The 22,504-nt window shown below is 65.4% G+C and carries 24 protein-coding genes; 16 read left to right on the top strand and 8 right to left on the bottom strand.

Going from position 1 to position 22,504, the window contains the following annotated elements; genetic code table 11:
• Nucleotides 1-151 precede the first annotated feature (151 nt).
• Together ACVOLV_RS17800 and ACVOLV_RS17795 are read right to left on the bottom strand one after the other, a co-directional pair.
• Nucleotides 152-976 (bottom strand): DUF4377 domain-containing protein, encoded by an 825-nt coding sequence (locus ACVOLV_RS17800; protein WP_481555516.1) that lies wholly within the window; start codon nucleotides 974-976, stop codon nucleotides 152-154.
• Nucleotides 977-1,059: 83 nt separating this feature from the next.
• Nucleotides 1,060-1,854 carry an undecaprenyl-diphosphate phosphatase gene (locus ACVOLV_RS17795; RefSeq protein WP_481555515.1) on the bottom strand — a complete coding sequence of 265 codons (795 nt, stop codon included), beginning with the start codon at nucleotides 1,852-1,854 and terminating at the stop codon, nucleotides 1,060-1,062.
• A gap of 212 nt (nucleotides 1,855-2,066) precedes the next feature.
• Here ACVOLV_RS17795 and glnA point away from each other — a divergent pair, with 212 nt between their 5' ends.
• The 3 genes from glnA to ACVOLV_RS17780 all read left to right on the top strand — a co-directional run bounded on the left by glnA (nucleotide 2,067) and on the right by ACVOLV_RS17780 (nucleotide 5,712).
• The gene (gene glnA, locus ACVOLV_RS17790) at nucleotides 2,067-3,476 is read left to right on the top strand and encodes a type I glutamate--ammonia ligase (protein WP_481555514.1); all 1,410 of its coding nucleotides are present in this window, start codon (nucleotides 2,067-2,069) and stop codon (nucleotides 3,474-3,476) included.
• Nucleotides 3,477-3,855: 379 nt separating this feature from the next.
• Nucleotides 3,856-4,194: a P-II family nitrogen regulator gene (locus tag ACVOLV_RS17785; RefSeq protein ID WP_057627937.1), complete on the top strand. Its 339-nt coding sequence runs from the start codon at nucleotides 3,856-3,858 to the stop codon at nucleotides 4,192-4,194.
• A 90-nt stretch (nucleotides 4,195-4,284) separates the two neighbouring features.
• On the top strand, nucleotides 4,285-5,712 hold the full coding sequence (locus tag ACVOLV_RS17780) for an ammonium transporter (RefSeq protein WP_481555513.1): 1,428 nt from the start codon (nucleotides 4,285-4,287) through the stop codon (nucleotides 5,710-5,712).
• Nucleotides 5,713-5,843: 131 nt separating this feature from the next.
• On the opposite strand, the gene ACVOLV_RS17775 is transcribed toward ACVOLV_RS17780, so the two are convergent.
• Nucleotides 5,844-6,065 carry a DUF6500 family protein gene (locus tag ACVOLV_RS17775; RefSeq protein ID WP_481555512.1) on the bottom strand — a complete coding sequence of 74 codons (222 nt, stop codon included), beginning with the start codon at nucleotides 6,063-6,065 and terminating at the stop codon, nucleotides 5,844-5,846.
• A 261-nt stretch (nucleotides 6,066-6,326) separates the two neighbouring features.
• Between ACVOLV_RS17775 and ACVOLV_RS17770 the strand changes: the two genes are divergently transcribed.
• From ACVOLV_RS17770 to ACVOLV_RS17750, 5 genes are read left to right on the top strand one after another with little or no spacing between them, the layout of a single operon-like run.
• Nucleotides 6,327-7,046 (top strand): N-acetylmuramoyl-L-alanine amidase, encoded by a 720-nt coding sequence (locus tag ACVOLV_RS17770; RefSeq protein WP_481555517.1) that lies wholly within the window; start codon nucleotides 6,327-6,329, stop codon nucleotides 7,044-7,046.
• 28 nt (nucleotides 7,047-7,074) lie between these two features.
• Nucleotides 7,075-8,130, top strand: coding sequence for a two-component system sensor histidine kinase NtrB (locus ACVOLV_RS17765; protein ID WP_481555511.1), 1,056 nt, complete (start codon nucleotides 7,075-7,077; stop codon nucleotides 8,128-8,130).
• On the top strand, nucleotides 8,123-9,568 hold the full coding sequence (ntrC, locus tag ACVOLV_RS17760; RefSeq protein ID WP_481555510.1) for a nitrogen regulation protein NR(I): 1,446 nt from the start codon (nucleotides 8,123-8,125) through the stop codon (nucleotides 9,566-9,568). Before ACVOLV_RS17765 ends, ntrC begins: the two co-directional genes overlap by 8 nt.
• Before the next feature lie 41 nt (nucleotides 9,569-9,609).
• A complete protein-coding gene (locus ACVOLV_RS17755) occupies nucleotides 9,610-10,182 on the top strand; it encodes a superoxide dismutase family protein (protein ID WP_481555509.1) in 573 nt (190 codons plus the stop codon).
• Nucleotides 10,183-10,240: 58 nt separating this feature from the next.
• Nucleotides 10,241-10,855 carry a superoxide dismutase family protein gene (locus ACVOLV_RS17750; RefSeq protein ID WP_481555508.1) on the top strand — a complete coding sequence of 205 codons (615 nt, stop codon included), beginning with the start codon at nucleotides 10,241-10,243 and terminating at the stop codon, nucleotides 10,853-10,855.
• 299 nt (nucleotides 10,856-11,154) lie between these two features.
• Here the strand turns inward: ACVOLV_RS17750 and ACVOLV_RS17745 are convergent, their stop codons facing one another.
• On the bottom strand, nucleotides 11,155-12,042 hold the full coding sequence (locus ACVOLV_RS17745) for a hypothetical protein (protein WP_481555507.1): 888 nt from the start codon (nucleotides 12,040-12,042) through the stop codon (nucleotides 11,155-11,157).
• A gap of 90 nt (nucleotides 12,043-12,132) precedes the next feature.
• Between ACVOLV_RS17745 and ACVOLV_RS17740 the strand changes: the two genes are divergently transcribed.
• The 3 genes from ACVOLV_RS17740 (at nucleotide 12,133) to ACVOLV_RS17730 (ending at nucleotide 15,433) form a co-directional block, all read left to right on the top strand.
• Entirely contained in the window at nucleotides 12,133-13,428 is a 1,296-nt protein-coding gene (locus ACVOLV_RS17740) for an acetyl-CoA C-acetyltransferase (RefSeq protein WP_303748017.1), read from the top strand.
• 249 nt (nucleotides 13,429-13,677) lie between these two features.
• The gene (locus ACVOLV_RS17735) at nucleotides 13,678-14,733 is read left to right on the top strand and encodes a hypothetical protein (protein ID WP_481555506.1); all 1,056 of its coding nucleotides are present in this window, start codon (nucleotides 13,678-13,680) and stop codon (nucleotides 14,731-14,733) included.
• A 151-nt stretch (nucleotides 14,734-14,884) separates the two neighbouring features.
• Nucleotides 14,885-15,433, top strand: a complete 549-nt coding sequence (locus ACVOLV_RS17730; RefSeq protein ID WP_481555505.1) for a hypothetical protein — start codon at nucleotides 14,885-14,887, stop codon at nucleotides 15,431-15,433.
• Between the two features lie 61 nt (nucleotides 15,434-15,494).
• On the opposite strand, the gene ACVOLV_RS17725 is transcribed toward ACVOLV_RS17730, so the two are convergent.
• From ACVOLV_RS17725 to ACVOLV_RS17710, 4 genes are all read right to left on the bottom strand, one after another.
• Nucleotides 15,495-15,932, bottom strand: a complete 438-nt coding sequence (locus ACVOLV_RS17725; protein WP_481555504.1) for a hypothetical protein — start codon at nucleotides 15,930-15,932, stop codon at nucleotides 15,495-15,497.
• Between the two features lie 42 nt (nucleotides 15,933-15,974).
• On the bottom strand, nucleotides 15,975-17,237 hold the full coding sequence (locus ACVOLV_RS17720; RefSeq protein WP_481555503.1) for a heme biosynthesis HemY N-terminal domain-containing protein: 1,263 nt from the start codon (nucleotides 17,235-17,237) through the stop codon (nucleotides 15,975-15,977).
• Nucleotides 17,234-18,211: a uroporphyrinogen-III C-methyltransferase gene (locus ACVOLV_RS17715; protein WP_481555502.1), complete on the bottom strand. Its 978-nt coding sequence runs from the start codon at nucleotides 18,209-18,211 to the stop codon at nucleotides 17,234-17,236. Before ACVOLV_RS17715 ends, ACVOLV_RS17720 begins: the two co-directional genes overlap by 4 nt.
• A 114-nt stretch (nucleotides 18,212-18,325) precedes the next feature.
• A complete protein-coding gene (locus ACVOLV_RS17710) occupies nucleotides 18,326-19,108 on the bottom strand; it encodes a uroporphyrinogen-III synthase (RefSeq protein ID WP_481555501.1) in 783 nt (260 codons plus the stop codon).
• A gap of 42 nt (nucleotides 19,109-19,150) precedes the next feature.
• Between ACVOLV_RS17710 and ACVOLV_RS17705 the strand changes: the two genes are divergently transcribed.
• The 5 genes from ACVOLV_RS17705 to ACVOLV_RS17685 all read left to right on the top strand — a co-directional run bounded on the left by ACVOLV_RS17705 (nucleotide 19,151) and on the right by ACVOLV_RS17685 (nucleotide 22,234).
• Nucleotides 19,151-19,609: a YiiD C-terminal domain-containing protein gene (locus tag ACVOLV_RS17705; protein ID WP_481555500.1), complete on the top strand. Its 459-nt coding sequence runs from the start codon at nucleotides 19,151-19,153 to the stop codon at nucleotides 19,607-19,609.
• Between the two features lie 26 nt (nucleotides 19,610-19,635).
• Nucleotides 19,636-20,064 (top strand): hypothetical protein, encoded by a 429-nt coding sequence (locus ACVOLV_RS17700; RefSeq protein WP_481555499.1) that lies wholly within the window; start codon nucleotides 19,636-19,638, stop codon nucleotides 20,062-20,064.
• 64 nt (nucleotides 20,065-20,128) lie between these two features.
• Nucleotides 20,129-20,566, top strand: coding sequence for a rhodanese-like domain-containing protein (locus ACVOLV_RS17695; RefSeq protein WP_481555498.1), 438 nt, complete (start codon nucleotides 20,129-20,131; stop codon nucleotides 20,564-20,566).
• 104 nt (nucleotides 20,567-20,670) lie between these two features.
• Nucleotides 20,671-21,186: a protein-export chaperone SecB gene (secB, locus tag ACVOLV_RS17690; RefSeq protein WP_481555497.1), complete on the top strand. Its 516-nt coding sequence runs from the start codon at nucleotides 20,671-20,673 to the stop codon at nucleotides 21,184-21,186.
• Between the two features lie 19 nt (nucleotides 21,187-21,205).
• Nucleotides 21,206-22,234 carry an NAD(P)H-dependent glycerol-3-phosphate dehydrogenase gene (locus ACVOLV_RS17685; protein ID WP_481555496.1) on the top strand — a complete coding sequence of 343 codons (1,029 nt, stop codon included), beginning with the start codon at nucleotides 21,206-21,208 and terminating at the stop codon, nucleotides 22,232-22,234.
• The last annotated feature ends 270 nt before the right edge of the window (nucleotides 22,235-22,504 follow it).

The raw sequence follows: 22,504 nt of genomic DNA, 5'->3' as shown, positions 1-22,504 counted from the left end.
TCGTGCTTCTCTTGTTTGCGCCCCCCCGCCCCCCCCCCCCACCCCCTCCCTACCACCCCCCCGCCCCCCCCCCCCCCCCCCCGCTCCTACAAACCCGCAAAACAGAAAGGGCGCCTCGCGGCGCCCTTTCTGTTTGTTCAACGCTGATGGCTTATTTCGCCATTTCCGACATCACCACCATGTCCAGCACATAGGCCTGCGACGGTGCATCTGCCGGCGGGTTCTTGATCTGGTAGCGCTTCAGGCGCAGCACGTTGCGCACACCCGGCTCGTGGGTATAACCCTCGATGTTGCCGTAGAAGTTGGTGAACTCACCGCGCTTGCCCTGTTCCAGGCCCTGCTCGTTGTACTTCACCTCACGCACCTGCAGGCAGGTGGCGTCCTTCATCAGCGGGTGCGGGCAGGGCTTGGTCTGCGGCTCAACTTCCATGAACACCGTCTCGCCCGGGCCGCCGTAGCGGGTTTCGGCGGTCGGCTCGGCGCGGAAGCTCAGCACATCGCCGGCAGCGGTGACCAGGGTCAGTGCCGAGGCATCCAGCGCACGCACGGTCAGCTTGCCCTGCAGGCGCTCGCTGATCAGGCCGTCGACCGCCATCAGCGGGCCCTGGCAGGCCTTGTTGGTGGACATCAGGTTGCCGACGGTCAGGGCACCGGCGTCCAGCGTGTAACCGCCGCCGATGTTGTTGCAGGCATTGCTGACCGACAGGCGGTTGTCCTTGAAGTCCAGGGTCAGCGGCTTGTCAGCCTGCACGAACAGGCCATCGATGCGCTTGCCGCCCGCGTCCACGGCGTTGTCCAGCAGCCAATGGTTGGCGCCGAGCTGGCTGGCGTCGATGTTCGCCGTTGCAGCGGCAGGCGCGGCGGCGGCTGCAGTGGCTGCAGGAGCGGCCGTATCGGTGGCGTCCTTGGCGGCCGGCGGGTTGCTGCAGGCGGTCATCAGGGCGAACGGCAGGGCCAACAGGAGGATGCGCTTCATTTGGAACTCCTTGGGAGCGTGGAAAGATTCAGGGCGATAAACGGGCCGGCGCGGACGCCGGGGTCAACTCCGCAGTGACGCATTCAGTTTCCAGCAGGCAAAAACAACAGCAGGCCGATGCCCAAGGCGATCCGATACAGGGCGAAGCCGCTGAAGGAATGACGCTTGATATAGCTCAACAGCCATTTGACCACAATGAAACCGGTGACCACGGCGGCGGCGAAGGCGACGCCGACGTCGGTCCAGTTCTCGCTGCCGAGCTTGCCGTCCTTGGCCAGTTCCAGGAAGGCATAGGCGCTGGCGGCGAACATCGTGGGGATGCCGACCAGGAAAACGAACTCGGTGGCCGCCGAGCGCCGGCTCAGGCCCAGCAACATGGCCAGGAAGATGGCTGCGGCCGAACGCGAGGTGCCGGGGAAGACCCCGGCCACCACCTGCGCCAGGCCAACGGCGATGGCTACTTTCCAGGTAACCGTCTCGCTGTCGGGCATGCGTGCGGCAAAACGCTCGGCGACCAGCATCCAGATGCCGCCGATGACCAGTGCCCAGGCTACCGGGGTAACGGTTTCGGGCAATTCCCAGCCGGCAAGGCGTACCGGCAGGCCGACCAGCGCGGTGACCAGGAAGGCCACGCCCAGCTTTATCACGTAGTCGCGGTTCTCGCGTTGGTGCAAGCCGGTGGCCAGCGACCACAGCCGCTGCCGGAACACCAGGGTGACGGCGATGATGGCGCCGGCCTGGATGATGATGTTGAAGAAATCCGAGCGCTCACCCAGCCAATGCTGGGCGATCAGCAGGTGGCCGGTGCTGGAGATCGGGAGGAATTCGGTGAGGCCTTCGAGGATGCCAAGGAGCAGGGCGGAGAGCAGGTCGGACATGGAAGCGGATTGAGAGGAGTCGAGCACAGCATAGTCCATTGTGCATTTCGCACCCGAACGGTGCATGACGCACTAGTTGCACCAATGTGGTGCGCACATAAAGGTGCAAGTGCAACAATTGCCTATTTAAATCATGTACTTACGGCGTTTAAAAAGTTGGCACGGGGTTTGCTTTAATACACACATTCTTCATCCATCCGAGGTTTCACCCGATGTCCCTGGAAAACGTTGAGAAGCTGATCAAGGACAACCAGATCGAGTTCATCGACCTGCGTTTCGTCGACATGCGTGGCATCGAGCAGCACGTGACCTTCCCGGCTTCGATCATCGAACCGACCCTGTTTGAAGAAGGCAAGATGTTCGATGGCAGCTCGATCGCCGGTTGGAAGGGCATCGCCGAGTCGGACATGGTGCTGATGCCGGACGCTGACAGCGCCTACGTTGACCCGTTCTACGCCGACCCGACCCTGGTGCTGACCTGCGACGTGCTCGACCCGGCCACCATGCAGGGCTACGGCCGCTGCCCGCGCGGCATCGCCAAGCGCGCCGAGTCGTACCTGAAATCCTCGGGCATCGCCGATCTGGCGTTCTTCGGCCCGGAGCCGGAGTTCTTCATCTTCGATTCGGTGCAGTTCGCCAATGACATGGGCAACACCTTCTACAAGATCAACTCCGAAGAAGGTTCCTGGAATACCGGCAAGAGCTACGACGGCACCAACACCGGCTACCGTCCGGCGGTGAAGGGTGGTTACTTCCCGGTGCCGCCGACCGATTCGCTGCACGATATCCGCGCCGAGATGTGCAAGGTGCTGGAAAAGGTCGGCATCGAGGTCGAAGTGCACCACCACGAAGTGGCCAACGCCGGCCAGTGCGAGATCGGCGCCAAGTTCAACACCCTGGTGACCAAGGCTGACGAACTGCAGCGCATGAAGCACGTCATCAAGAACGTCGCCCACCGCAATGGCAAGACCGTCACCTTCATGCCCAAGCCGCTGGTCGGCGACAACGGCAGCGGCATGCACGTGCACCAGTCGCTGGCCAAGGGCGGCACCAATCTGTTCTCCGGTGACGGCTACGGCGGCCTGAGCCAGATGGCGCTGTGGTACATCGGCGGCATCTTCAAGCACGCCCGTGCGATCAACGCGTTCGCCAACTCCGGCACCAACAGCTACAAGCGCCTGGTCCCGGGCTTCGAGGCACCGGTGATGCTGGCGTACTCGGCCCGCAACCGTTCGGCGTCGTGCCGCATTCCGTGGGTGTCCAACCCGAAGGCACGCCGCATCGAAATGCGTTTCCCGGATCCGATCCAGTCCGGCTACCTGACCTTCACCGCGCTGATGATGGCCGGCCTGGACGGCATCAAGAACCAGATCGACCCGGGCGCACCGAGCGACAAGGATCTGTACGACCTGCCGCCGGAAGAAGAGAAGCTGATTCCGCAGGTCTGTTCCTCGCTGGACCAGGCACTGGAAGCGCTGGACAAGGACCGCGAGTTCCTCAAGGCCGGCGGCGTGATGAGCGACGACTTCATCGATGCTTACATCGCGTTGAAGATGAAGGAAGTCACTGCGTTCCGCGCAGCGACCCACCCGCTCGAATACCAGCTGTACTACGCAAGCTGAGTCAACAAGCTGATGTAACGGCGGCCATCGCATCGCGCTGGCCGCCGGCAACACCAGGTGTAGTTACTAGCTGTTTTTAGGCGGCGGTGGCGTGGACCCTCCCCCTCCCATCCGCGTTCATCGCCGCCGCCTTTGTTGCTGGGGAGCACACAGGCGAAGCAACAGCCAGCAGCACACCTGCAGGGGCAAGAGAATCCGAGCGCGCGGCATGGGCCATTCCTCCCTCCCGCGTGGTTGCGGTCGCCGGCAGCAATGCCGGTGGCAACAGCCAAGCCCATGATGCGTTCGGCGCAACAGCCAGCGGCCACCCATCGGCCGGTGGAAGACACGATGCCGGCCCGCAGCCGCAGGCCGGTCTCCTCCACATCGGGACATGCGCATGAAATTAATCTCCGCGATCATCCGTCCATTCAAGCTCGACGAAGTGCGTGAAGCCTTGGGCGCCGCAGGCGTTTCCGGCATCACCGTCACCGAGGTCAAGGGCTTTGGGCGGCAGAAAGGCCACACCGAGTTGTACCGTGGCGCCGAATACGTCGTCGATTTCCTCCCCAAGATCCGCATTGAAACCGCTGTCACCGACGACAACGTCGAGGCGGTGATCGAAGCCCTGCAGGGCGCAGCTGGCACCGGCAAGATCGGTGACGGCAAGATCTTCGTTACCGCGCTTGAACAAGTGGTGCGTATCCGCACCGGCGAAACAGGCGCCGACGCGCTTTAAGAACCCGCTACCGACCCGTCCTCCGGCGGCAGCGACCGCCAGGTGACAACAGGTCGCTGGCAGGTTCCACCCCCATAACCGGAGTCGACAATGCGAACGGAATTTTTCACCGGGTTGAAAGCCCGGCTCGGAGGCCTGTGCCTGTCTTTCATGCTCACCGCGATGCTGCTGGGCATGTTTTCCAGCAGTGCCTGGGCACAGGACACGCAGGCGCCGCCTGCCACTGTCACTGAAGTGGCAGCCGCGCCGGCTGCAGATGCAGCCGCCGCACCTGCAGCTGAAGCAGTCGCCGCACCCAGCTTCGACAAGGGCGACGTGGCGTGGATGCTCACTGCCACCTTGCTGGTGCTGATGATGGTGGTGCCGGGCCTTGCCTTGTTCTATGGCGGCCTGGTGCGTGCCAAGAACGTGTTGTCGGTGCTCAGCCAGGTGCTGGTGGTGTTCTCGCTGGTGCTGATCCTGTGGGTGGCCTACGGCTACAGCGCGGTGTTCAGTGCGGGCAACCAGTTCTTCGGCTCCTTCACCGAATTCGCCTTCCTCAAGGGCTTCACCCCGGACTCGGTGGGTAATACGCCGATCGCCGGCCTGCCGGACTTCCTGTTCGTCGCCTTCCAGTCGACCTTCGCCGGCATCACCACCGCGCTGATCGTCGGCGCCTTCGCCGAGCGCATCAAGTTCCGCGCGGTGCTGTTGTTCTCGGCGCTGTGGTTCACCCTGAGCTACATCCCGATGGCGCATATCGTATGGGGTGGTGGTTACCTCGGTGAGATGGGCGCGATCGATTTTGCCGGTGGCACCGTGGTGCATATCAATGCCGGTGTTGCCGGGTTGGTTGCCGCATGGTTCGTCGGCAAGCGCCTGGGCTATGGCCAGACCGCATTGAAGCCGCACAACCTGCCGCTGACCTGGATTGGCGCGATGCTGCTGTGGGTGGGTTGGTTCGGCTTCAACGCTGGCTCCGCCGCCGCCGCCGACACCGTGGCCTCGCTGGCCTTCATCAACACCGTGCTGGCAACCGCAGCAGCCGTGCTGGGCTGGACGCTGGTCGAAGCCGTCACCAAGGGCCATCCGTCAGCGCTTGGTGCAGCTTCCGGTGCCGTGGCTGGTCTGGTCGGCGTTACCCCCGCATGCGGCACTGTCGGTCCGCTCGGTGCCATCGTGATTGGTTTTGTCACCGGCATCGTATGCGTCTGGGGCGTGACTGGTTTGAAGCGCCTGCTGAAGGCCGACGACACTGCCGACGTATTCGGCGTGCATGGCGTGGGCGGCATTGTCGGCGCCATCCTCACCGGCGTGTTCAGCGCACAGTCGCTGGGCGGCACCAAGGTTGACCTGGATATCGGCCACCAGGTGTGGGTGCAGGTGGTCAGCGTTGGCTTCACCGTGCTGTGGTCGGCCGTGGTTACCGCCGTGATCCTGCTGGTGGTCCGTGCCCTGGTTGGCCTGCGCGTCAGCGAAGAAGCCGAGCGCACCGGCCTGGACGTCACCACCCACGGCGAATCGGCGTACGAGGCCTAAGCTCTCAACGCCGCTCTCCCGCTCTCCCGCTTTTCGCTTCAAGCCCCTCTCCCGCAAAGCGGGAGAGGGGTTGGGGTGAGGGCAGCTTTTGAGGCATTACCGGTAAGGCCACTGCCGAGCATGGCGCGGCACTACAGACCCTCGGCCAACACTAAGGCCTTCACCTTTTCCGCCTTCTCGAAGTGATCCAGCCGATGGATCGATATCCACCACGTAGCCGCTTCCATCAGTAGCGCCGGATCGTCATTGCGATTGGCGAAGAACGCATAGAACGACAACCCAACCGTCGCCCCCTTCGCCGCGATCTTGGCATCGCAGACCGCAATGATCTTCTGTTTCAGTGAATCACGCATTGCCGCTCCAGCAGATTGACGAACCACCCATCTGCATAGCCTAGCCACATCGGCCAGCCATCCCCAGCGGAAAGCGTTTTGAACATGCAGCGCATGTTCCGTGCCGGCATCACCTCGGCTCCCCAACTCCCTGAGCAGGCCCTCCAATGCAAGCAAGCCACATCGCCGCCGTCATCGGTCCAGTTGTCGTTCCATGCCCGAGCGCACTTGCAAAGCCACGCCCGGCAACGTGCAATGGCCTACATGAAGACCAAACTGCTGATGCCGCTCGCCCTGTTGGCCACGCTGACTGCCTGTACCTCCACACCGGAGCGCAATCCGCTCGCGCAATGGGTGCCGTCGCCGAACTACAACGACCGCCAGCCGGTGCTGATCGTGCTGCACCACACCGAGCAGGACTCGGTGCAGGAGAGCCTGGACACGCTGCGCAGCGCCAACAGCGGTGGCAAGGTCAGCTCGCACTACCTGGTCGGCAGCGATGGTGAGCTCTACCAGCTTGTGGCCGATGGCGAACGCGCCTGGCATGCCGGTGGTGGCCGCTGGGGCGGTTTCACCGATCTCAATTCCACTTCGATCGGCATCGAGATCGACAACAACGGCGACAGCCCGTTCACCCAGCCGCAGATCGCCAGCCTGCTGCGCCTGCTCGATGATCTCTGCAAGCGCTACAACATCCCGCGCAGCCAGATCATCGGCCACGCCGACCTGGCCCCGACCCGCAAGGCCGACCCCAGCCGTTACTTCCCGTGGCAGCAGCTGGCCGCAGCCGGCTTCGGCCTGTGGCCGGACCCGAAGCACGGCGCGGCGCCTGCTGGTTTCGACAGCTGGATGGCGATGCAGGCCTTCGGTTACGCGCTGGATGACCGCGCTGCCGCTGCGCGCGCCTTCCACCGTCGGTTCCGTGGCAGCGACAGCCTGCCCGCCGAACTCGACGCCGAAGACGCCCGCATCCTCTATTCCCTGCTGCAGCAGAAGCAGTGACCGGTCTGCTTTGCACTATATTGGTGCAATGACCGACGTAGAGTTCTCGCCCACCCCGGAATTGCTGGCCACGCCGTTGGTCTGGAGTGGCGTGGACGGACGCATCCAAGGGGCAAATCCCGCGTTCTGCCGCTGGCTGGGGGTGAGCGTGCGGCGTCTGCTTGGCCAGCCACTGGTGTCGCTGGAGGCGCAGGGCGAGGCCTTGGCGCAGCGTCTGGCCAACCCGGCCACCGACCTGACCCGCCTGCCGCGGCTGACCTTGGCGCTGCCAGGAGAGACCCCGCGCTTCGCTGACGGCTGGTTGAGCGCGGTGGAGCAGGGCGGTTGGCTGCTGGAAGCGCATCCGGTGGACGAGTTCCAGGGTGCCGACCCTGCGCAGGTCTTACCCGGCGCGTTCAGTGCGGCCTTGAAAGGCCTGGCCCACGAACTGCGCAATCCGCTGGCCGGCCTGAAAGGCGCCGCCCAGCTGCTGGCACGGCGCGCGAGCGGGCGCGATGCCGACGAACGCGAGCTGATCGAACTGATCGGCGCCGAGATCGAGCGCCTCAATACCTTGCTGGAACAGCTGCTGTCGCCGGCCCCACAGCGCCCGCATGCGCCGTTGAACATCCACGCTGCGCTGGAACGGGTGCTGCGTCTGGTCGAGAACGAGGCCGGCTGGTCGGTGCGCCTGCTGCGCGACTACGACCCCAGCATTCCCGAGTTCCCCGGCGATGGCGACCGCCTCACCCAGGCCTTGTTGAATCTGGTCCGCAACGCCATCCAGGCCGGCGCCACCAGCGTCACCCTGCGCACCCGCGTCGAGCACGGCCTGCGCATCGCCGAGCAGCCTTATGCGCTGGCCCTGCGGCTGGAAGTGGCCGATGACGGCCGTGGCGTGCCGGAAGAACTGGCCGAGCACCTGTTCTTGCCGCTGGTCAGTGGTCGCGCCGAAGGCACTGGGCTTGGCCTGGCCCTGGCCCAGCAGGTCGCCCGTGAGCACCGCGGCACCTTGAGTTACCGCTCGCGCCCCGGCCACACCGTGTTCACCGTGCTGCTGCCGTTGCCTGCCGCCGAGGAAGCGCCGGAGGCGGGCGATGCATAAGTCCACACAGGCCGCGACCGTCTGGGTAGTCGATGACGATCGCTCGGTACGTTTCGTATTGACCACCGCACTGCGCGACGCCGGTTATACGGTGGAAGGCTTCGACAGCGCTGCCGCCGCACTGGCCGCGATGGCCCTGCAACCGGTACCGGATCTGTTGTTCACCGACGTCCGCATGCCTGGTGATGATGGACTGGTGTTGCTGGACAAGCTCAAGACCGCACATCCGCAGCTGCCGGTAATCGTGATGTCGGCCTATACCGACGTGGCGAGCACCGCTGGCGCATTCCGCGGCGGCGCGCATGAGTTCCTGTCCAAGCCCTTCGATCTGGACGATGCCGTGGAACTGGCGAGGCGCGCGCTGCCTGAAGCCGAGGAGCTGCCCGCACCTGCAGCCCTGCCTGCGCTGGCCAAGAAAGAAGAAGGCCCGCCGCAGCTGATCGGCGACACACCCGCCATGCGCGCGCTGTTCCGCGCCATCGGCCGTCTCGCGCAGGCGCCCTTGTCGGTATTGATCAACGGCGAGACCGGCACCGGCAAGGAGTTGGTGGCGACCGCATTGCACCGCGAGTCACCGCGCGCCAAAGGCCCGTTCGTCGCACTCAACACTGCCGCGATCCCGGCCGAGCTGCTGGAAAGCGAATTGTTCGGGCATGAAGCAGGTGCCTTCACCGGCGCGACCAAGCGCCACATCGGCCGCTTCGAGCAGGCCGACGGCGGCACCCTGTTCCTCGATGAGATCGGTGACATGCCGCTGGCGCTGCAGACGCGATTGCTGCGCGTGCTGGCCGAGGGCGAGTTCTTCCGCGTTGGTGGCCGCGAGCTGATCCGCGTCGATGTGCGCGTGGTCGCAGCCACCCACCAGGATCTGGAAACGCTGGTCGAACAGGGCCGCTTCCGTGCCGACCTGTTGCACCGGCTGGACATGGTGCGCTTGTTACTGCCGCCGCTGCGCGAGCGTCTGGGCGATGTGCCGCAACTGGCCGAGAACTTCCTTGCCAATGCCGCGCGCCGGCTCGATATGCCGCCCAAGCGCTTGTCGGTGGCTGCGGTGAAAGCGCTGCGCGAACACCAATGGCCGGGCAACGTCCGCGAACTGGAGAACGTCTGCTGGCGCCTGGCTGCCTTGGCGGTCGCCGATACGGTATCGGCCGAGGACGTGCAGGCTGCATTGAACCGTGGCGGGCGTGCCACCGGCAGCACCGCAGCGGTCGCCCCACAACACTGGGACAAGGCCTTGGCGGCATGGGCCAGGCAGCGCCTGGCCGAAGGTGCCAGTGGCCTGCATGCCGAGGCACGCGAGCGCCTGGACAACGTGCTGCTGGACGTGGCACTGGATTTCACCGACGGCCACCGTGCCGATGCCGCAGCCCGGCTCGGACTTGGCCGTAACACCGTTACCCGCAAACTTGGGCCTGGCCGTCGTCGCGGTAGTTGAGCGCGGCACCTGCCTGTTCGTTCTGTTGCAAGGAGATATCGATGCGCATCCTGCTACCCGTTACCGCCGCCGTCGCTGCAGCGCTGCTGCTCAGCGCCTGCGGTTCCACGCCTGCACCCAAGGCCGAGGCCCCGCTGCCGGTGGCCACGGTCAGCACCGCCAAGATGGCCGAGGCCAATCTGGCGCCGGCCTCGGCAAGCCTGGTCAGTGGCCGCCTCGCGCTGGTGCCGGAAGCCGGTGGCGTACACATCACCGGCGTGATTGGTGGCCTGCCGCGCGGCCAACAGGCGGCCTTCCACGTACACGAAAAGGGTGACTGCAGCGCGATGGATGCCAGCAGCGCCGGCGGCCACTTCAACCCAGGCATGCAGCAGCACGGCCGCGCCGCTGCCGGCGCGCACCATGCCGGCGACATGGACAACCTGCAGGCCGATGCCAAAGGCGTGGCAAACGTGGACGTTCATCTTCGCGGCGTTACCCTCGGCGGTGGTGCTGCAAACGACGTCGCTGGGCGCGCACTGGTGGTACATGCCTCGGCCGATGATTACCGCAGCCAACCGGCCGGCAATGCCGGTGCGCGCGTCGCCTGTGCGCTGATCCGTGTGGTGCGCTGAGCGTGCCCCTGAGCACGCAACTACCGATTCGATCCAGACCAGCAAGGGAGTTACCCAGATGCGATTGATCCATACCAGCTTGTTCCTCGCCAGCGCCTTGGCCCTGACCGCCTGCAACAAGGGCGCCGAGCCCGATGCCGCGCCGGCCGATACCGTCGCTGCTGCAGCGGCCACCACACCGGTTGCCGACCCGGCTGCACCGCCGGAAATGGCCAAGCCGATTGCGACTGCACAGTTGCAGCCGACCAAGGACAGCACCGTCGCCGGCACCATCAACTTCAGCCTGGTTGATGGCCAGCTGCGCGCCAGCGGCGATATCACCGGCTTGAAGCCGGACAGCGAGCACGGCTTCCACATTCACGAAAAGGGCGATTGCAGCGCGCCGGACGGCACCAGCGCTGGTGGCCATTTCAATCCGGGCAGCAGCGAGCACGGCAGCATCAGCGCCGCGATGCATCACGGCGGTGACATGCCCAACATCAAGGCCGACGCGCAGGGCAACGCGCATATCGATGGCCCGGTGGCGAGCAACGTCAACGTTGGTGTTGGTGATGGTTTCGACATTGTTGGCCGCGGCCTGATCGTCCACGCCGACCCGGATGACTACAAGACCCAACCCACCGGTAATGCCGGTGCACGCCTTGCGTGTGCGGTGATCACCAAGGTCCCTTGAAGCCAGGAACTAGTCGCCAGGAACGAGGAACTAGTAGATGCAACACAGCAACAACAAAGGGCCGCGCAAGCGGCCCTTTGTTGTTGTCCTGCACTAGCCTGGGCTACGCCCTTGTGGGAGCGGCGTTAGCCGCGAAGCAAGCGCATCATCAGATGGCATACTCACCAAGAGCTTCAGCGAAGTCAGCTTACTTCGCTGAAGCTCTTGGTGAGTATGCCATCTGATGATGCGCTTGCTTCGCGGCTAACGCCGCTCCCACAAAAAATCAGTGCCGTAGCCCGGTGGCGCTGTTTCTTGCTTCAATGCGCCAGCAATGTCTTTGCATCCTGTCCGGCATGCACGTGCACATACAGCACATCGATGCCATGCGCTTCCAATACGGCGGCCATCTGCCGCTGGCGCATCATGTACTGCTCGTACACGCGCTGCAGGCGATCACAGTCGTTCTTGTCCTGCGCGTAGTGCGCGCACCAGCCGGCCGGATCAAACAAGGCCATCCGCACTTCGCCGCCGACATAGCGCAGCAGCGGTTCAGGCGATGCTTCCAGCCATTGTTCTTCGTTCGGCGCGAACATCGCCGTTTCCAGTATTGGCCACAGATCTGCCAAGCCCTGGTTGTCATATTGCATGGCCATCATCGCGGCGAGGTCGTTGACGGTGAAATAGCGCGCGTGTTCGATCTGTGCGGCGAAGCTGTTCTGTGCCAGCAGCGCGGTGTCTGGTTGTGCCATGCCATTGGCCAGCAGCACGTCTTCCAGCGCATCACGCACTTCAGCGCGCACCGCCGCTTCACCGCCAGCCAGCACGAACGGCAGCAGCCGCAGCGCACCGCCGGTCAGCGCCGGGTCGGCTTGCAGTGGCAGCGGAATCTCGCCGTTGGCATCGGCACCAAACGCCAGCAGGCGCGCACCGTGGTTGCGGCCGGGGGCGCGCATCTGCAGTTCTTCCAGGCGCCGATGAATGGGCAGGCCGGGACGCAGCACTTCGGCCGGGTCGAAATGCGCGGCGGCGAAAACCAGGTCCAGTTCGCTGACCTGCGGGACCAACTTGGTCAGGTCGCGGCCGATCAGTGCCGCCAGTTCGCCGGCCTGCTCGGAGCCCAGGGCCGCCTTGCCGGGCTGCTCGCCGCCAGCCAGTTCCAATGCCACTACGCCAAGGGCGTTCACGTCGGGGTTTGAATTGCTCATGATTCGCGGTTGGCCCATCACGGCCTCGAAGCTACACTCAACGCCATTATGCCTGCTATCGCGTGCAGGCCACTTTGAACACTCTTTCCCATGTCAGGTACCCGCATGCCCAGCGCTCGTCCCGTCGCCATCCTCGGTGGTGTCCGCATTCCGTTCTGCCGTCAGAACACCGCTTATTCGGACGTTGGCAATCTCGGTATGTCGGTCCGTACGCTTGGGGCACTTGTTGAACGGTTCGGCCTGCACGGCCAGCAGTTGGGCGAAGTAGCGATGGGCGCGGTGATCAAGCATCCCAGCGACTGGAACCTGGGCCGTGAGGCCGCGCTGTCGTCCGGCCTGTCGCCGCTGACCCCGGGCATCACCCTGCAACGTGCCTGCGGTACCTCGCTGGACAGCATCATCACCGTCGCCAACAAGATCGCCCTGGGGCAGATCGAGTCCGGCATCGGCGGTGGCTCGGACACCACCTCCGACGTGCCGATCGTCTATGGCAAGAAGCTGCGTGCGCGCCTGCTGGCCGCCAACCGTGCCAAGAGCACCGGCGACAAGATCCGTACCCTGCTCAAGGGCTTCAAGTTCTCCGAGCTCAAGCCAGAGTTCCCGGGCGTGGCCGAGCCGCGCACCGGCAAGAGCATGGGCGACCACTGCGAGGACATGGCCAAGGAATGGAACATCTCGCGTGAAGCGCAGGACGAATGGGCGGTGTCTTCGCACAAGAAGCTGGCTGCCGCTTACGAGCGCGGTTTCTTCAGCGACCTGATCGCACCGTTCCGCGGCGTCGAGCGCGACAACGTGCTGCGTCCGGATACCTCGCTGGAAAAGCTGGCCACCTTGAAGCCGGCCTTCGACAAGGCCTCTGGCCGCGGCACCCTGACCGCCGCCAACTCCACCCCGTTGACCGATGGCGCCGCCGCGGTGCTGCTGGCCAGCGAAGAGTGGGCGCGCGCGCATGGCCACGAGCCGCTGGCCTATCTGCGTGATTCGCAGGTTTCAGCCGTGGACTTCGTGCATGGCGAAGGCCTGCTGATGGCGCCGACCACCGCCGTGCCGGAAATGCTCAAGCGCAATGGCCTGACCCTGCAGGATTTCGATATCTACGAAATCCACGAAGCCTTCGCCGCGCAGGTGCTGTGCACGCTGAGCGCCTGGGAAAGCGAGGATTACTGCCGCAACCGCCTGGGCCTGGATGCAGCGCTGGGCCGCATCGATCCGGCCAAGATCAACCCGCTGGGCTCTTCGCTGGCCACCGGTCACCCGTTCGCCGCCACCGGCGCCCGCATCATCGGCACCGTGGCCAAGGAACTGGCTGCACGCGGCGGCGGCCGCGCGCTGGTGTCGATCTGCACCGCCGGCGGCATGGGCGTGGTCGCCATCGTCGAGCGTTGACGCGCTGTTTGTAGTGCCGAGCCATGCTCGGCAGAGGCTTTCCCGGTAATGCCCCTTGCCGACCATGGGTCGGCACTACGGAGTGGTCGCTATTGTTGAGCGTTGATGCGCTGTTTGTAGTGCCGAGCCATGCTCGGCAGAGGCTTTCCCGGTAATGCCCCTTGCCGACCATGGGTCGGCACTACAAGGCCCTTGCGGGGCCCGGCCCGGGCCCCCTATTGTCTGCTCACCAAAGGACGGGGGTAGGGCATGAAGCGCATCGCGATTGGTTTGGCTGTGCTGTTGGCAGGATGGGCAGCACCGGCTGCTGCGATGACCTTCATGAAAGTGGAGCATGTCTGCCCGATTGGCGGTGAGCGCTTCAGTGCGCAGGAAATGGGCTCGGGCACCGCGTTCGGCCACTTCCTCGACGGGCGTTTGCATGGCGCCATCCAATCGCCGTGGCCGCTGGTGTCCTGTCCTGGCAATGGCTTCGTCATCTACAAGGACGACTACAGCGCTGACGAGATCAAGCGCCTGACGACGGTGGTCGAAAGCGACGAGTACCAGCGCATGCGCGGCACGGAAACCAGCTACTGGTTGCTGGCGCGCCTGTTCGAGGCAGTCGATGCGCCGCTGAAAGACCGTGCCGGGGTGCTGCAGAGCGCGACTTGGCAGGCATCGCCGGAGCAATACCCGCGTTATGTGCAGGCGGCATCAGTGGCCGTTGCCCAGCAATGCCCTGATGCGCGCGCCGCCGCCGAACGCGATGAGTCCTGGCTGTACTGCCAGATGCTGTTGGGCGAATGGGAACGCAGGTTGTCGCGCTTCGATGCCGCGCGTGCGCGCTTCGAGCGCCTGCAGCCGCTGCCGGAGCGGCTGGTGCTTGCGCAGGATCGCGAACGTGCACGTCGCCAATACGTCGCCGAGATCGCACAGCAGCTGCAGCTGATTGCTGACAACAGCGCGATGAACACCATGGCGGTGGATGCGAATGCGCCTCCAGCCAAAGAGGCGACCGAGGGATCAACTGCGCGCAATGCCGGCACACCGGATATTTCGCCAGAGGCAGCAGCGCTGGCAGCTCAGGCGGCAGCAGATACTGCTGCAACGGCGGCCGACGCGTCAGTCGAAGCGGCAGCGGCTGCAGTAGAAGCAGCTGCAGATGCAGCGGCCGTCGCAGCAGATGTGGCCATTGCCGCGGCAGATGCTGCCGCGGCAGCAGCCGATGCAGCAGCTGATGCAGCTTATGCTGGGGGAATGGCTGTAGATGCGGCCGCCGAGGGTGATGCAGCTGACGCCAAGCCCCGGCAGGGGCGGCGCTGAGCGGCACAGCTTCCAGACGGCTCAACGGGCAAGCTTCTGATCGACCTTTCATCGGCAGAATCCGTTGCCGCATACTGCGCCGCCACGCCAACGGCGCAGGTGCGGGTCGCTCGGGAGGCGGCCCGTTCGAATCTCACAGGGGACGTAATCAATGGATGAGTTCAACCCATATGCCGCGCCGGAGGCCTTGCCGCCACCGCTCGCCAACACCAACCCGGACAACGGCACCTGCTGGCGCGATGGTGATCAGCTGCTGGCGCTGCCGCATAGCGATCTGCCGCGCTACTGCGTCAAGTGCGGGAAACCGGCGCTGGAGTACCGCCAACGCAAGTTCTACTGGCATTCGCCGTGGTTGTATCTGCTGATCCTGCTGCACTTCCTGGTCTATCTGATTGCCGCATTGGCGGTGCGCAAGACGGCGGTGCACAACGTCGGTCTGTGTTCGGCGCATCGCAAGCGGCGGCTGAACTTCATTCTGATGGCGTGGGCGTCGCTGGTGCCGCTGTTCGGCTGTTTTCTGTTCGACAGTGGCGTGGTGATCGGCCTGGGGATACTGACGTTTCTGGTGATGGTGCTGTGGGGCCTGATCGGCATGCAGATACTCAAGCCCAGGAAGATCGATGTGTCGTTGGCTGTATATCGCGGTGTATCACCGGCGTTCCTGGCGCGCCTGCCACGCTATCCGTATCGCCGCGACTAGGTTGGCAGCGAGCTACGCAGCAGCCCGGGGAGAAAATTCGCCCACGTCAGGCAGCGCCAGCTCAGTCCTCGTCGCTCGCTTGCGCGTGATCCAGCAGGAACTGGCTGATGGCCTGGCGCAACGGCAGGTCATCTGTACGTTGCGCCAATGCATCTGCGCGAAGCGCGTGATGCTGGGCGGCGGCAACATCGCCCAGGTTGGAATGACGTTCGGCCAGCGCCAGATGGATCGAGGCTTCGTAGCTGATCGCCTGCGCTGCGCTGGCAAGCAGCAAGGCGTGGTTGTAGTGCTCGATGGCGAGATGGTCATCGCCGGTGAAGTCGGCCAGCGTTTCCCACAGGAACGGATGATCGCGGCCAGCAGCGGCGATTGAATCGCAGTAGGCGTGCAGCTGCGCATACAGCGAAGCGCTGGCGTCTTCCTCGCCATCTTCGCTGGCATTGAGGATGGCGTCGGTCAGCGCGACCACGCGCGCGTGGATATCCGGAGGTATGTTCATTACGGCTCGTTACGGAATGTGCTGCTGGGTTTGTGCAGGTGTTCAACCCGGCAGACGCGGGAGACCATGCGCATCGCGCTCTTCGGCCACGGCCTGGTCCTGGATCTGCTGGCGCAGGTCGCGGCGCTGGATCGGTGAAGGCGCCTGCCCGCGACGCTGGCGCACCGCGTTGAGCAGGCACTGCGTGGCCAGCGCTTCCTCATTCTGTGCAGCAAACACCTCGCCCAGTGCTTCCCAGGCATCGGCACCGGCATCCTGGGCAATGGCCCGGTGCAGGAACTCCTCGGCCTGCGACCATTGGCCCTGGCCCGCCGCCATGCGTGCCAGCCCCAGCAGCAGGGCAGGGCTGGAGGGATGCGACTGCAGCCAGCGCTGTGCGCTGGCGCGGCGTGAGTCGAACTTCTCCACCGGCAGCTGCGTGTACAAGCTGACCAAGGCTTCGTCCCAGTGGCTGTCCAGCGTCTGCTCGATGCTGCGCAGGGCAACGTCGGTCCAGTTCAGCGCCACCGCCCGCTGTGCATAGTGCGATACCGCCTGTGGGCTGACCCGCAGCGACTTGGGCAGGACTTCCCAGCGCGCAGCCAGTTCATTGACGTCGCTGGCCTCGTCGAGCATCTGCAGGGCGAGCTTGGTTTCCAGTCCGGCAACGGTGCTCGGCGGAAGCACCTGCTGCTGGCGCAGCGCGCCCAGCTGGCCATACGCCTCTTCGGCACGACCGGCGCGTTGCAGTGCCTCGGTACGCAACCACAGGCCACGTGGCGGCAGCGGTTGCAGCGCGGGCAGGTCCAGCGCGTTGATCGCTTCCAGCGGCTTGTCCAGCTGCAGCCAGCGCTCGGCGCTGTGGAGCGCATGCAGGTGCGGATCGGCGTCCGCCAGCTGCTGCAGGTGCTGGCCGGCGCTGCTGTTGTCCTCGCGTGCTTCAGCCGCGCGCATTGCGGCGACCAGCGCGATCGGGCGCACGGCTTTCTCGGTTGCGGCGTTCTGCAGCAGTTTTTCGGCGCGTTGCCATTGGCCGTTATCCAGTGCCTGCAGGCCATCGATCAGGCGCGCGCGGCCCTGCTTGCGGCGGTGCCGTGCCCAGGCGCGGAACGGGGTGCTGACCAGCGACCACAGCAGCCACAACAGCAACGCGGCGATCAGGATTGCCAACGCGGCCTGCGGCAAGGTGGCGATGTAGTCGTGGTCGCCGGCGCGGACGATCACTTCACCGAGGGCACGCACGGATTCCTGTCCCAGCCACTGCGCGCCAAAGATGCCGGCAGCGGCGACCAGCAGTACCAGCAACAGGGAGCGGAAAGCCTTCATGGTGCGTCCTTGGCGGTGCGCGTGCTGCGCAGTTGCTGCAGGGTGCTGCCGAGCTCGGGCAGGTTGGGGCGCAGTTCCACGTCGCGCATTTCGCGCAGTTCACGGCGGCGCTGCTGACGTTGCGGCGAATCCGGCCACAGCCGCTGCAGCCAGCCATCGCAGCGGCCCAGCGCCTGCTGCCAGGCCTTGTCGTCGCCGCGTTCGAGGGCGGCGCGGGCCAGGCTCAGCTCGATCTGCAGCGAATCATTGGCGGCGATGCGCTCGGAGCGGGCGACCAATACCTTGCCGTCGGCCGGGCGGATCTGTACCAACGGCGACAGCATCTGCTGCCACCACGGTTGCTGGCTGTCGGCCGGCACCTGCAGGTGTTCGGGCAGGCGTTCAAGTTCACTGGACCACTGTTCGAGCTGGGCAGCGGTGCGGGCGCGCACGCCCGGGCCCAGTGCGTCCAGCGCATTGCGCTCCTGGATCAGCGCCTGGCGCAGGTTGAGGTAGTCCGGGCTGTCGATGCCCTCCAGCGCGCTGGCGGCCAGCGCATACAGGCGGCGCGCGCCGTCCAGGTCGCCGGCAAAGGTCAGCCGTTGCTGGGCCTGGTTGAGCAGCAGTTCGGCTTCTTCGCGGCGCACGGCCTGCGCGCCCTGGCGCGAGCTGTCGGCCAACTGGGCGAGGTTTTCTTCCAGCAAGGCGTTGCGTTGGCTCAGCCCCAGTACTTCGTCGCGCAGCACACGGTTGGTGGCGGCGGCGTCCTGGATGCTGCGGGCATTGGCGCGCTGGTCGCGGCGCAGGGCTTCCAGCCCCTGCTGCACGGCGCTGAGCTGCTGGATGGCGCTGTCGCGGGCCAGGTCCGCCTGCTGCTGGCGGACCTGCCAGCTGTGCCAGCCAAACCAGCCAGCGGCGCCCAGCGCGGCGATTGCAATCAAAGGCAGGAGCCAGCGCAGTGGGCGGCGCGGTTGAACGGGTGCGACATCATTCATCGGGGGGCAACATCCTTGGCGGGCGAGGCCACGACACAAGGGTGACCACGCAATTGGTGCAGGCAAAGCATCGCCCGCGCGCTGCATGCCTGCAAGTCGCCGTTGCTGGCGGGCTCAGCCTGCGGCAGGGAAAAGCGCGGCGTGGGCGGCGCTGGCCAGCTGTGCAGGCAGGGGCCCGGCGGCAAGGCTCACGTTGTGGAAGCCAAGCGCGGTGGCAAGTGCGGCCAGCCGTTCGCTGGCTGCCACCGCTGCGGCCTGCTGCCATTGCTGCAACAAGGCAGGTGGCAGATACGGCAATACCGTCTGCAGCGCTTCACCGCTGCTTATCGCCACAACATACGGGCTGGGCAGTGCCTGCAGGCGGGCAATGGTGGCCTTGCTGACCGGCAGCGGCAGCCGCTCATAGACATCAATGCGTTGCAGGCTGGCGCCGCGTTCGCGCACCTGGGCGGCAATCACGCCGCGGCCACCGGGTGCGGTGACCAGGGCCACGCGCAGGCCGCGCAGCTGCTGCATGGCGGGCAAGGCCAGCAGGCCTTCGCTGTCCATCCGGGTTGGCGCCTGCACGTCCGTCGCGCCGCGCCGCCGCAATGCCCGCGCGGTGCCTTCGCCAACGGCGATCAGGCTGCCCGCAGGAAACTCGGCCAGCGGCAACAACCGTGCAGCGGCTTCGGCAGCGGCAGGGCTGGTGAATACCAGCCGGTCGCATGTACGCGCTGCGTTCAGCTGCTCGCGGGTGGCCTCGTCGGTACGCATCTGCAGCCGCCAGGGTGACAACGCCAGCGTACGTGCACCCAAACGCGCCGCTGCGCTGCGCAGGGTGTCGTGTTGCCCTTGCGGACGCATCGAGATGAGATGCCAGACCGTGTCGGCTGGCACATAGGCGGGGCGGTTCATTCCATGCATTATGCGGGCGCTTTCCGTTTTTCGTTGTCTTCCATGTCCGAACATATTGATGAACCTGTGTTGCTGGAACAGCTTCAGCGCACTCTCTCGGCAATGCCGCCGGTTGCAGCGATGGGCATCCGCATTGCCGGTTATGACAATGGCGTGCTGCGCATGCAGGCGCCGCTGGATGCCAACGTCAATGACAAGGGCAATGCCTTTGGCGGCAGCCTGGCCTCGGTGATGACACTGTCGGGCTGGGCGCTGGTCAGCATGCGCCTGGCGATGGCGGGCAGGCAGGCCGAGGTCTATGTGGCGGACAGCAATATCCGCTACCGCGCGCCGGTGTACGGCGACCTGCTGGCGACCGCACGGCTGGCGCCGGAGCAGGACTGGGATGACTTCCTGACGCTGTTCAGCAAACGCGGACGTGCGCGGGTGACCGTGCGCGCGGCGATCGAAGGCGGCGCGGCCGAGTTCGAGGGGCGTTTTGTTGCCCTCGGCAAAGGCTAAGATCGGCCATCACCGAGGGGGCCTGCATGTACCGAAATCTGTTCAAGTCCGCGCTTGTCGTGTTGCTGCTGGCAGCCGGCAGCGCCCAGGCTGACGGCCCAAGCCGGGCACAGCGCAACAAGCTGGTGCCGACCCAGGACGCCTATGTGGCGGCGGTGCGCTGGGGCGATTTTGACAAGGCGGAAGGCTTCATCGACCCGCAGTACCTGCAGCAGCGCCCGATCACCGACCTGCAGCGCGAGCGCTACCGGCAGATCCAGGTGTCCAGCTACCGAGAGCGTTCGGTAGCTGCCGGCGCCGATGGCAGCATCGAGCGGCGGGTGGAAATGGGCGTGATCAACCGCAACACCCAGGCCGAACGGCTGGTGATGGTGAACGAGCGTTGGCGCTGGGATCCAGAGGCCAAGCGCTGGTGGCAGGCGGCCGGTTTGCCCGATCTTTGGCAGGGCCAATGAGGCAATGGCTGCATTTTCACCGGCTGTGCGACAATCCATGCCCTCTTATCGACCCGTGACCTGAGTGAATTACGAAGAGTTGCTGGCTTTCGCCGGCCGAAATCCGATGCTGTCGCTGGCCCTGGTCGGCCTGACGGTGGCCATCATTGCCACCGAGGTCGCGCGCCTGTTCCGTGGCTACAAGTCGCTCAAGCCGTCTGAATTGACCCATATGATCAATGCCGGCGGTACGACCGTGATCGATCTGTCGGCGGCCGCCGACTTCGAGAAGGGTCATATTGCCGGTAGCCGCAATGTGCAGCCGGCACAGTTGAACGCCTCCCACAAGCTGCTGGCCAACGCCAGGCAGAGCCCGGTGGTGTTGCTGTGCCGTACCGGCAATGCCTCGGCAACAGCGGCAAAAGCGCTGAAGAAAGCCGGTTTCGAGCAGGTATATGTGCTCGATGGCGGCCTGCCGGCATGGCAGGCGGCAGACCTGCTGCTGGTCAAAGGTCGCAACTGAGTCAGCAAATTTTCAGACAGGGCTTGTGTCGGTGGGCAACCGCCCCCATCGCTGGTCTTGTACTAATCCCATTCAATGAACAATCTGTTCTGGAGTCTTGAGCAATGTCCGAAGAGAACACCAACGGCGTAGTCCCGGCCGACGAATCCGCTACCGGCCCGGCTTTCACCATCGAGAAGATCTACGTCAAGGACGTCTCTTTCGAATCCCCGAACTCGCCGGCGATCTTCAACGAGAACGTGCAGCCGGACCTGCAGCTGAACCTGAACCAGAAGGTGCAGCGCCTGTCCGACACCGCGTTTGAAGTGGTGCTGGGCGTGACCCTGACCTGCAAGGCCGGCGACAAGACCGCCTATGTGGCCGAAGTCGAGCAGGCTGGCGTGTTCGGCCTGATCGGCCTGGAGCCGCAGGCAATCGACGTGCTGCTCGGCACCCAGTGCCCGAACATCCTGTTCCCGTACGTGCGCTCGATGGTGTCGGACCTGATCCAGGCTGGCGGCTTCCCGCCGTTCTACCTGCAGCCGATCAACTTCGAAGGCCTGTACGCCGAAACCCTGCGTCAGCGTCAGCAGCAGGGCGAAGCCTCGCTGGCTGATTCCGAGCCGGCTGGCAACGCCTGATCGGCGTCTGCGCTTCCGTATGAGTACGAACGACGCAGAAAAAATCGCCGTTCTTGGCGCGGGCTCCTGGGGCACCGCGCTGGCCACCCTGTTGGCCCGGCACGGTCATACGACCGTGCTGTGGGGACGTGATGCAGCGGTAGTCGAGGCGATTGATCAGCGTCATGAGAATCCCCGGTACCTGCCGGGGATTCCCTTGCCAGAATCCTTGCGCGCCAGCACCGACCTGGCTGCCACCGTTGCCGGGGCAGACTGGATCCTGGTGGTGGTGCCTTCGCATGCCTTTGCCGAAACCGTGCGCACGCTGGCGCCGCTACGGCCGGCCGGGGCAGGCGTGGCCTGGGCAACCAAGGGCTTCGAGCCCGGCTCAGGCCGTTTCCTGCATGAAGTAGCGCGTGAAGTGCTGGGCCCGGACGTGCCGCTGGCCGTCGTCACCGGCCCGTCCTTCGCCAAGGAAGTCACCCTGGGCCTGCCCACCGCCATCACCGTCCACGGTGATGACGACGGATTCTCCCAGCAGGTTGCCGACGCCATGCACGGCCCGGCGTTCCGCGCCTATACCGGTGACGACATGGTCGGTGCCGAGCTGGGCGGGGCGATGAAGAACGTGCTGGCAGTGGCAACCGGCGTGGCCGATGGCATGCAGTTGGGTTTGAATGCCCGTGCCGGCCTGATCACCCGCGGCCTCAACGAAATGCTGCGGCTGGCGGCTGCCATCGGTGGCAAGCCGGAAACCCTGATGGGCCTGGCTGGCCTCGGCGATCTGGTGCTGACCAGCACCGGCGACCTGTCGCGTAATCGTCGCCTGGGTCTGGCACTCGGCCGCGGCCAGAGCCTGCCCGACGCAGTGAAGGAAATCGGCCAGGTGGTGGAATCGGTACAGACCGCCGATGAAGTCATGCGTCAGGCCGACCGCCACGGCATCGACCTGCCGATCTCCAAGGCGGTGCAGTCGGTGTTGCATGGCGAACTGAGCCCGTCCGAAGGTCTGCAGCAGCTGCTGGCCCGTGAGCAGAAGCCGGAATACCCGGACACGCTGTTCAAGTAAGGATGAGCGACGATCAAAGAAGAAGCCCGGCAATGCCGGGCTTTTTTGTTTTTGTAGTGGCGCGGCCCGGGCGGCCGGGGGGGGGGCGCGGGGGGGCCCCCCCCCCCCCGGGGGGGGGCCCCCCCCCCCCCCCCAAGGGGGGCGCGCGGGGGGGGGGGGGGGGGGGGGGGTGGCGTGGGGCGGGGCCGGCCACCCCCCCGGCCGCGCCGGCCGCGCCACTACGCCCCCTCCCTTTGGCGTAGCCAAGGGGAGGGCTGGGGAGGGGTAGCT

Source organism: Stenotrophomonas sp. STEN023 (genome assembly GCF_056760135.1).
The sequence above is the reverse complement of the archived record's forward strand: the minus strand, read 5'-3'. Positions and strand labels throughout refer to the sequence as shown.